At 62.4% G+C, this 7,228-nt stretch carries 6 protein-coding genes and 1 pseudogene; all 7 read left to right on the top strand.

Translation table 11 applies throughout. The features are described from left to right. The first annotated feature begins 194 nt into the window (after positions 1–194). Positions 195–1,145: an ABC transporter permease gene (locus AC0L3O_RS22580; RefSeq protein ID WP_287064567.1), complete on the top strand. Its 951-nt coding sequence runs from the start codon at positions 195–197 to the stop codon at positions 1,143–1,145. A 35-nt stretch (positions 1,146–1,180) separates the two neighbouring features. Further along, a complete protein-coding gene (locus tag AC0L3O_RS22575) occupies positions 1,181–2,059 on the top strand; it encodes an ABC transporter permease (RefSeq protein WP_473616649.1) in 879 nt (292 codons plus the stop codon). Positions 2,060–2,174: 115 nt separating this feature from the next. Then, positions 2,175–3,425 (top strand): NAD(P)/FAD-dependent oxidoreductase, encoded by a 1,251-nt coding sequence (locus AC0L3O_RS22570; RefSeq protein ID WP_473536658.1) that lies wholly within the window; start codon positions 2,175–2,177, stop codon positions 3,423–3,425. Continuing rightward, positions 3,407–4,912, top strand: a complete 1,506-nt coding sequence (gene thrC / locus AC0L3O_RS22565) for a threonine synthase (protein ID WP_473616647.1) — start codon at positions 3,407–3,409, stop codon at positions 4,910–4,912. Before AC0L3O_RS22570 ends, thrC begins: the two co-directional genes overlap by 19 nt. Positions 4,913–4,945: 33 nt before the next feature. Continuing rightward, positions 4,946–5,890: a homoserine kinase gene (locus AC0L3O_RS22560; RefSeq protein ID WP_473536649.1), complete on the top strand. Its 945-nt coding sequence runs from the start codon at positions 4,946–4,948 to the stop codon at positions 5,888–5,890. Between the two features lie 38 nt (positions 5,891–5,928). Further along, positions 5,929–7,116 (top strand): glycine C-acetyltransferase, encoded by a 1,188-nt coding sequence (locus tag AC0L3O_RS22555; protein WP_473616717.1) that lies wholly within the window; start codon positions 5,929–5,931, stop codon positions 7,114–7,116. Continuing rightward, positions 7,116–7,228 (top strand): annotated as a pseudogene (gene tdh / locus AC0L3O_RS22550) (L-threonine 3-dehydrogenase); the annotation flags it as partial. The gene AC0L3O_RS22555 and the pseudogene tdh, both read left to right, overlap by 1 nt.

Below are 7,228 nucleotides of genomic sequence, written 5' to 3'. Positions count from 1 at the left end.
AACCCCAACGGTTTGGGGCCCAACGTATGGGGTGGTGGTTTCGGCGGAAAATCCCACCCCCCGGGTCGCAGCTTGGCTTGCCGCGGTTTGGCTTTGCACCCCACCACCCACCCCCCCCCCCCCCGCCGCGGGGGGGCGGTCAGTCATCGGCCCTGTCTTGAAAGAGGGGCGCTGTCTTGAAAGAGGAGAGATGAATGCGCGGCTTCCTGCTCAACCGGCTCTCACAGAGCCTCATCCTGCTCCTGATCGTCTCGGTCATCGGGTTCCTCGTCCTGAACCTGCTGCCGGGCGGACCGCTGGCGCAATTCGGGCTCGATCCCGGCATGACGCAGGACGATCTCGAGCGCCTGAAAGAGCAATTGGGGCTGAACCGTCCGCTTTTGGTGCAATATTTCGATTGGGCCTGGCGGCTTCTCCAAGGCGACTGGGGACACTCCTTCCGCGACGGTGCGCCTGTGCTGGCAGTGATCGGCCGGCATGTCCCTGCGACGCTGCTGCTGATGGGGACGTCCACCGCGATTGCGATCGCCATCGGCACCTGGATCGGCATTCGTGGCGCCACGCACCGCTATTCGCTGTTCGACCATATGGCGACAATCGGCGCCATGGTCGCGCTGTCGATCCCGACCTTCTGGTTCGGGCTCGTCGGCATCTACATCTTCTCCCTGCAGCTGGGCTGGCTGCCTGCAGGCAACATGTACACGATCGGCGACGGTTCGATCCTGAATTACCTGCATCACCTGATCCTGCCTAGCATCGTGCTGTCGCTGGTGCATGTCGCGATCTGGAGCCGCTACATGCGCACGGCGACGCTCGACGCCATCAGCCAGGATTTCGTCAAGACCGCCCGCGCCAAAGGCCTGAGCGAGCGCCGAGTCATCATGAAGCACGTCGTCGGCAATGCGCTCTTGCCGATGATCACACTGGCCGGGGTCCAGCTTCCCAGCATCCTGACCGGCGCGCTGGTGACGGAGACAGTGTTTACCTGGCCGGGGATGGGTCGACTGTTCCTGGACAGCCTAGGCTACAGCGACTACCCGGTCGTGATGGGACTGCTGATGTTCTCGGCCATCCTCGTCATCCTGGGCAACCTGATCGCAGACATTGCCGTAGCGATCGTCGACCCGCGCATTCGTCTGGGTTGAGCGCGTAACCTCACACCCAACAGGAGGCACCCGAAATGACCGCTCTCGTCGCAAATGCAGGACCAAGCCGCTGGTGGCGCAGCCGCACCGTGCGTCGTTTCACGAGCCATCATCTGGCGTTGCTGGGGGTGGTGATGATCACCCTTCTGACGCTGGCATGCGTCTTCGGCCCGCATCTCCTACCCTATGATTCCCTCTACATCGATTTGCGCGCCCGCTTTTCACCGCCGCTGACCGGCTACCACTATCTCGGGACCGATCCTTTGGGACGGGACGTGGCGGCGCGACTGTGGATGGCGGGGAGGACCTCACTGCTGGTGGCTTTCTCTGCCATGCTGCTGTCGACGATGATCGGAACCCTCGTCGGCGTGATCGCGGGCTACCGCGGCGGCTGGATCGGCGCAGCGCTGATGCGCACGGTCGACGGCTTCCTGTCATTCCCCTCGATCTTCCTGCTGCTGGCCTTGGCCGCGGCACTGAAGCCGAGCCCGGCCATGGTCACCGTGATCGTCGCCGTCACCAGCTGGATGGAGGTAGCCCGGATCGTCGAGGCCGAGGTGCGGTCATTGCGCGAGCGCGAGTTTGTGCTGGCCGGGCGCATGCTGGGGCTTAGCGGTGCGCATATCATGTTCCGCGAGATCCTGCCCAACGCCATGGGCCCGATCATCGTGGCCGCGACGCTGACAGTCGCGCACGCTATTCTCCTGGAAGCCTATATCAGTTTCCTGGGTTATGGCATTCAGCCGCCGCTGCCCAGCTGGGGCAACATGCTCGAGGGCGCCCAGCAGTATCTGGACAGTGCGCCCTGGCTGGCGATCATTCCCGGGGCCGCCATCACCATCGCCGTGACAAGCTTCAACTTCATCGGCGACGGGTTGCGCGATGCGCTCGACGTGCGGGACGACCGTGTCTGATCTCGCCGGCATGGACCGACCCAGCCTCCTGAAACCGCAACGAGAAGTCAGTCACGTGCACGAGCCAAAAGTCGCCAACAAGAGCACACCCTACTGGTGGGAAGCGGCGCCCGTCATGCCGCTGCCGCCGCAGCCCCTGGCCAGGACAGTCGATGTGGCGATCGTCGGCGCCGGTTATGCCGGGCTTTCGGCCGGGCTTGCGCTGGCGCGCGAGGGGCGCTCGGTTGCCGCTTTTGATGCGATGAATCCGGGGGAGGGGGCCTCGTCGCGCAATGGCGGAATTACCAGCGGGAGCATTCGGCTGGACTACGCCACGATCACCCGGCGCTTCGGCGAAGAAAAAGCCATGGCGATCGAGGCCGAGGGCAAGGTCGCGCGCGAATTCCTTTACGACTTCATCAAGTCGGAAAAGCTCGACTGCGACTTTCAACTGGTTGGCCTGTTCAAGGGCGCCATCGGATATGAACAGTACGAGAAGATGGCCCGCGGCGCCGAGGCGTTGGCGAGGAAACTGGGGATCGAATCCTACGCCGTTCCATATGCAAAGCAGCGCAACTACGTCGGCACCGACTTCTATCGCGGCGGCATGGTCAGGATGGACATCGGCGGGCTGCACCCGGCCAAGTTCCACGCGGAGCTCCTGCGGGTGGCGCTCGCTTCGGGACTGGCGGTGCATTCGAACACGCCCGTGACCTCGATCGAAAGGGATGGCTCGGGGTTCCGCGTCGCCACTTCGGCCGGAACGGTGCAGGCGCGGCAGGTGCTGGTCTGCACAAATGGTTACACCGACGGCGCCAATCCCTTCCTGCGCCGCCGGCTGGTGCCGGTTCGCAGCCGGATCATTGCCACCGAGGAACTCGCGCCTGAGCTGATGGCGCGCCTGATGCCGAAGCGGATGATGATGGGTGAGGGCCGCGAGCTTGGCTTCTATTATCGCCCTTCGCCGGACGGCAGACGCATCCTGCTCGGCGGGCGCGACAGCTCGCGTGCAGGCGATCCGGCAGCCCCGACGCTGCGTTTGCGCAACGGGCTGGGCGAAATTTTCCCAGAACTGGAGAATGTTCGTCTTTCGCACAGCTGGTTCGGCAATGTGGCGATGCACCGCGACATGCTGCCCAGGATCTTCGAGAAAGACGGCGTGGTCTATGCCACCGGCTTCTGTGGTTCGGGCGTGGTCTGGGCGCCATGGGTCGGCACGCGTGCGGCTCACAAGCTAATGGGACATGGCGATCGGGCGCGCACCGCATTCGATTTCCGGCCGCCTGCCGCCATCCCGCTCTATCGCGGCAATCCGTGGTTCATCCCGGCCGTTATCAAGGGCTACGCCCTGCAGGACCGTATCGCCTGGTGGCGCGCCAGCCGCTGAAGGCCGAACGGTTGGCGGTCTATCGACCCTTGCCGAACGATAGCGGCAACAAGGAACAGCATCACATGCACTACATCTCCACGCGCGGCCATCCCGAACGCAGGAAGTTTTGCGAGATTCTGCTTGAAGGTCTCGCCCCGGATGGCGGCCTCTATGTGCCTGAGGTCTACCCTCGGCTGGATGATGCCACGCTGGATCGGTGGCGGGGCTTGTCCTACCCGGTGCTCGCCTTTGAAATCCTGTCGCTCTACATCGACGATATTCCGCCCGCTGACCTGAAGGCCATCTGTGCAAAGACCTACAGGACCGAGGTTTTTGGGACCGCCAGGATCGCGCCCGTGCGAACGCTTGAGAGCGGTCTCCATGTGGCGGAACTGTCGAACGGTCCCACCCTGGCGTTCAAGGACATGGCGATGCAGTTGCTCGGCAATTTGCTCGAGTATGAACTGGCGCGGCGGGGTGTGGAGCTGAATATCCTCGGGGCAACCAGTGGCGACACGGGCAGCGCGGCGGAATATGCCATGCGCAGCAAGAAGGGCATCCGCGTCTTCATGATGTCGCCCCACGGACGCATGAGCGCCTTTCAGCAAGCCCAGATGTTCAGCCTGCAGGACGACAACATTCACAACATTGCCATCGAAGGGGTGTTCGACGATTGCCAGGACATCGTGAAAGCCGTGTCCGGCGATGCTCACTTCAAGAGGCGCCACCGGATCGGCGCCGTCAATTCGATCAACTGGGCCCGGCTGGTCGCTCAGGTGGTGTATTACTTCTCTGCCTATTTTCAGGTGACGGAAGAGAATTCGTCAGAAGTCGACTTCGCCGTTCCCTCGGGCAATTTCGGCAACGTCTGCGCCGGTCATGTCGCGCGCATGATGGGCCTTCCCATATCCCGTCTCGTCATTGCGACCAACGAGAACGACGTGCTCGATGAGTTTCTCCGCACCGGGGTGTATCGCGTGCGGGGCCGGGCGGATACCTATGAAACCTCGAGCCCATCCATGGACATTTCCAAGGCCTCCAATCTCGAGCGTTTCGTGTTCGACTTGCTCGGTCGCGACTCCAGCCGGACGAGATCGCTGTTCGACGATCAACTGCGCGAAAGCGGGTCGTTCGATCTCAGCGGGGATCCCGCCTTCGGGAAGGCGGCGGACCATTTTGGTTTCCGCAGCGGGAAGAGCACCCACGCCGACCGGTTGCAGACGATCCGTGACGCGTGGCACCGCTTCAACGCGGTGATCGATCCACACACTGCAGACGGCGTGAAGGTCGCGCGCGAGCATTCGGTTTCGGATGTGCCGATGATCGTGCTCGAGACGGCCCTGCCGGTCAAGTTTGCGGAGACCATCAGAGAGGCCCTGGGCCGAGAGCCAGTTCCTCCGCAACGGTTCGACGGCATAGAGGGTTTGCCGAGACGGTTCAAACTGCTTTCCGCCGATGCACAGACCGTGAAGACCTACATCGCTGAAACGCTGCAGGCTTGCTGAAAGGCTGCTTCCACGACCGGGACCTCTTTCGCCATGGCCGTATATACCGAGTTGTCACCTAACGAAGTCGCAACTTTCTTTCAGGCTCTGGGCCTGGGACAGCCGAACTCCGTTCGCGGCAGCGCGAGCGGAATTGAGAACACGAACTACTTTGTCGACACCGAGGCAGGCGAATATGTGCTGACCCTGTTCGAGCGGCTCACATTCGAGCAATTGCCCTTCTACCTTCACCTGATGAAGCACCTTGCGGCGCGGCGAATGCCGGTCCCGGATCCGGTTGCCAACGTCAGAGGCGAAATCCTTCACACACTAAAAGGCCGGCCTGCCGTGATCGTCAACAGGCTTCCTGGCGAGAGCGTGACGGCGTCGACAGAGTCGCATTGTCGCTCTGTCGGGGAGATCCTGGCGCGAATGCACGTGACCGGGAGCGATTACCCACGGCGGCAGGCCAATCCGCGCGGCCTCGAATGGTGGAACGAGGTGGTGCCGGTGGTCGGCCGCTGCGTATCTGAGGGACAGCGCTCGCTGCTCACGAGCGAACTGGCCTTTCAGAACCAGATCGCCGTGACCTCCACCTACGAGGAACTCCCAAGCGGGCCGGTGCACGCTGATCTCTTTCGCGACAACGTGTTGTTTGAAGGTGGTCACCTGACCGGCGTCTTCGATTTCTACTTCGCCGGATGCGACACCTTTCTTTTCGATATAGCCGTGTGCCTCAATGACTGGTGCGTCGATAGTGGCACCGGCCGCCAAGACACTAAGCAAGTTGCCGCCTTTCTCGGCGCGTACGAGTCAGTTCGCGCGCTCACTGGACCCGAACGCCTATTGCTTCCTGCGATGCAGCGCGCTGGAGCATTTCGTTTTTGGTTATCGCGTCTCTGGGATCTGTACCAGCCCCGGGAAGCTGCACTTCTCAAAGCACACGATCCAAGCCACTTCGAGCGTATGTTGCGTGTGCTCCGGGGAGAAGTCGCATGAGCAAGACCGCGAAGATCACCAATGGAAATGGAAGCACGATGGCACCGTCTCTCAAAGACCACGTTGGCGAGCTGCTTTCGCAGATCGAGACGGAGGGCCTGTACAAGCGCGAGCGCGTCATCACCTCGCCCCAGTCGTCCGAGATCGAGGTCGGCGGCCGCAAGCTGCTCAATTTCTGCGCCAACAATTATCTTGGCCTCGCAGATAGCGCCGACTTGCGCGATGCGGCCAAGCAGGCACTCGACCGATACGGCTACGGCATGGCCTCGGTGCGTTTCATCTGCGGCACACAGGAGGAGCACAAGCAGCTCGAGGCAAAGATATCGAGCTTCCTCGGTATGGAGGACACAATCCTCTACGGTTCCTGCTTCGACGCCAATGGCGGTCTGTTCGAGACGCTGCTTTCCGAGGAGGACGCGGTCATTTCCGACGCGCTGAACCACGCCTCGATCATCGACGGCGTCAGGCTCTCCAAAGCAAAACGCTTTCGCTATGCCAACAACGACATGGCGGCGCTCGAGGAGGAATTGAAGAAGGCCGAAGGCAGCCGCTTCAAGCTGATCGCCACCGACGGCGTTTTTTCCATGGACGGCATCATCGCCAATCTCCGGGGCGTCTGCGACCTCGCGGAAAAACACAATGCCATGGTGATGGTCGATGACAGCCACGCCGTCGGTTTCGTCGGCGAGCACGGCCGCGGCACGCCGGAATATTGCGGCGTCGAGGGCCGGGTCCATATTCTCACCGGCACGCTCGGCAAGGCATTGGGCGGCGCCTCGGGCGGCTACACGGCGGCGAGCAGGCCGGTGGTCGAATGGCTGCGCCAGCGCTCGCGTCCCTATCTCTTTTCCAACACGCTGATGCCTGCTATCGCCGGGGCCTCGCTGAAGGTGCTGGATATGATCGAGCAGGGCGGCGGCTTGCGCCGCCGGCTCTACGACAACGCCTCGCGCTTCCGCGCCAACATGGAAAAAGCGGGCTTCACGCTGGCGGGAGCCGACCACCCGATCATTCCGGTGATGATCGGCGATGCCGCGCTGGCTTCGCAAATGGCCGACATGCTGCTTGAGCGCGGCATCTACGTGATCGGCTTTTCCTTCCCCGTCGTGCCCAAGGGCCAGGCCCGCATCAGGACGCAGATGTCGGCCGCCCATTCGACCGCCGATATCGACCGGGCTGTGGCTGCGTTCGGTGAGGTAGGCCGCGAACTTGGAGTGATTGGCTGATGTCCAACATGATGCGCGCACTCGTTAAATCTCGCGCCGAGCCGGGCATCTGGATGGAAGAAGTGCCGGTGCCGGAAATCGGCCCGAACGACGTTCTGATCAAGATCAAGAA

The organism is Mesorhizobium sp. WSM4810, from assembly GCF_055811235.1.
The sequence above is the reverse complement of the archived record's forward strand: the minus strand, read 5'-3'. Positions and strand labels throughout refer to the sequence as shown.

Excerpts from the sequence above, each read along its gene's own strand:
- AC0L3O_RS22560 (WP_473536649.1), top strand. The coding sequence starts at position 4,946 with ATGGCCGTATATACCGAGTTGTCACCTAACGAAGTCGCAACTTTCTTT.
- AC0L3O_RS22575 (WP_473616649.1), top strand. The coding sequence starts at position 1,181 with ATGACCGCTCTCGTCGCAAATGCAGGACCAAGCCGCTGGTGGCGCAGC.
- AC0L3O_RS22570 (WP_473536658.1), top strand. The coding sequence starts at position 2,175 with ATGCCGCTGCCGCCGCAGCCCCTGGCCAGGACAGTCGATGTGGCGATC.
- AC0L3O_RS22580 (WP_287064567.1), top strand. The coding sequence starts at position 195 with ATGCGCGGCTTCCTGCTCAACCGGCTCTCACAGAGCCTCATCCTGCTC.
- AC0L3O_RS22555 (WP_473616717.1), top strand. The coding sequence starts at position 5,929 with ATGGCACCGTCTCTCAAAGACCACGTTGGCGAGCTGCTTTCGCAGATC.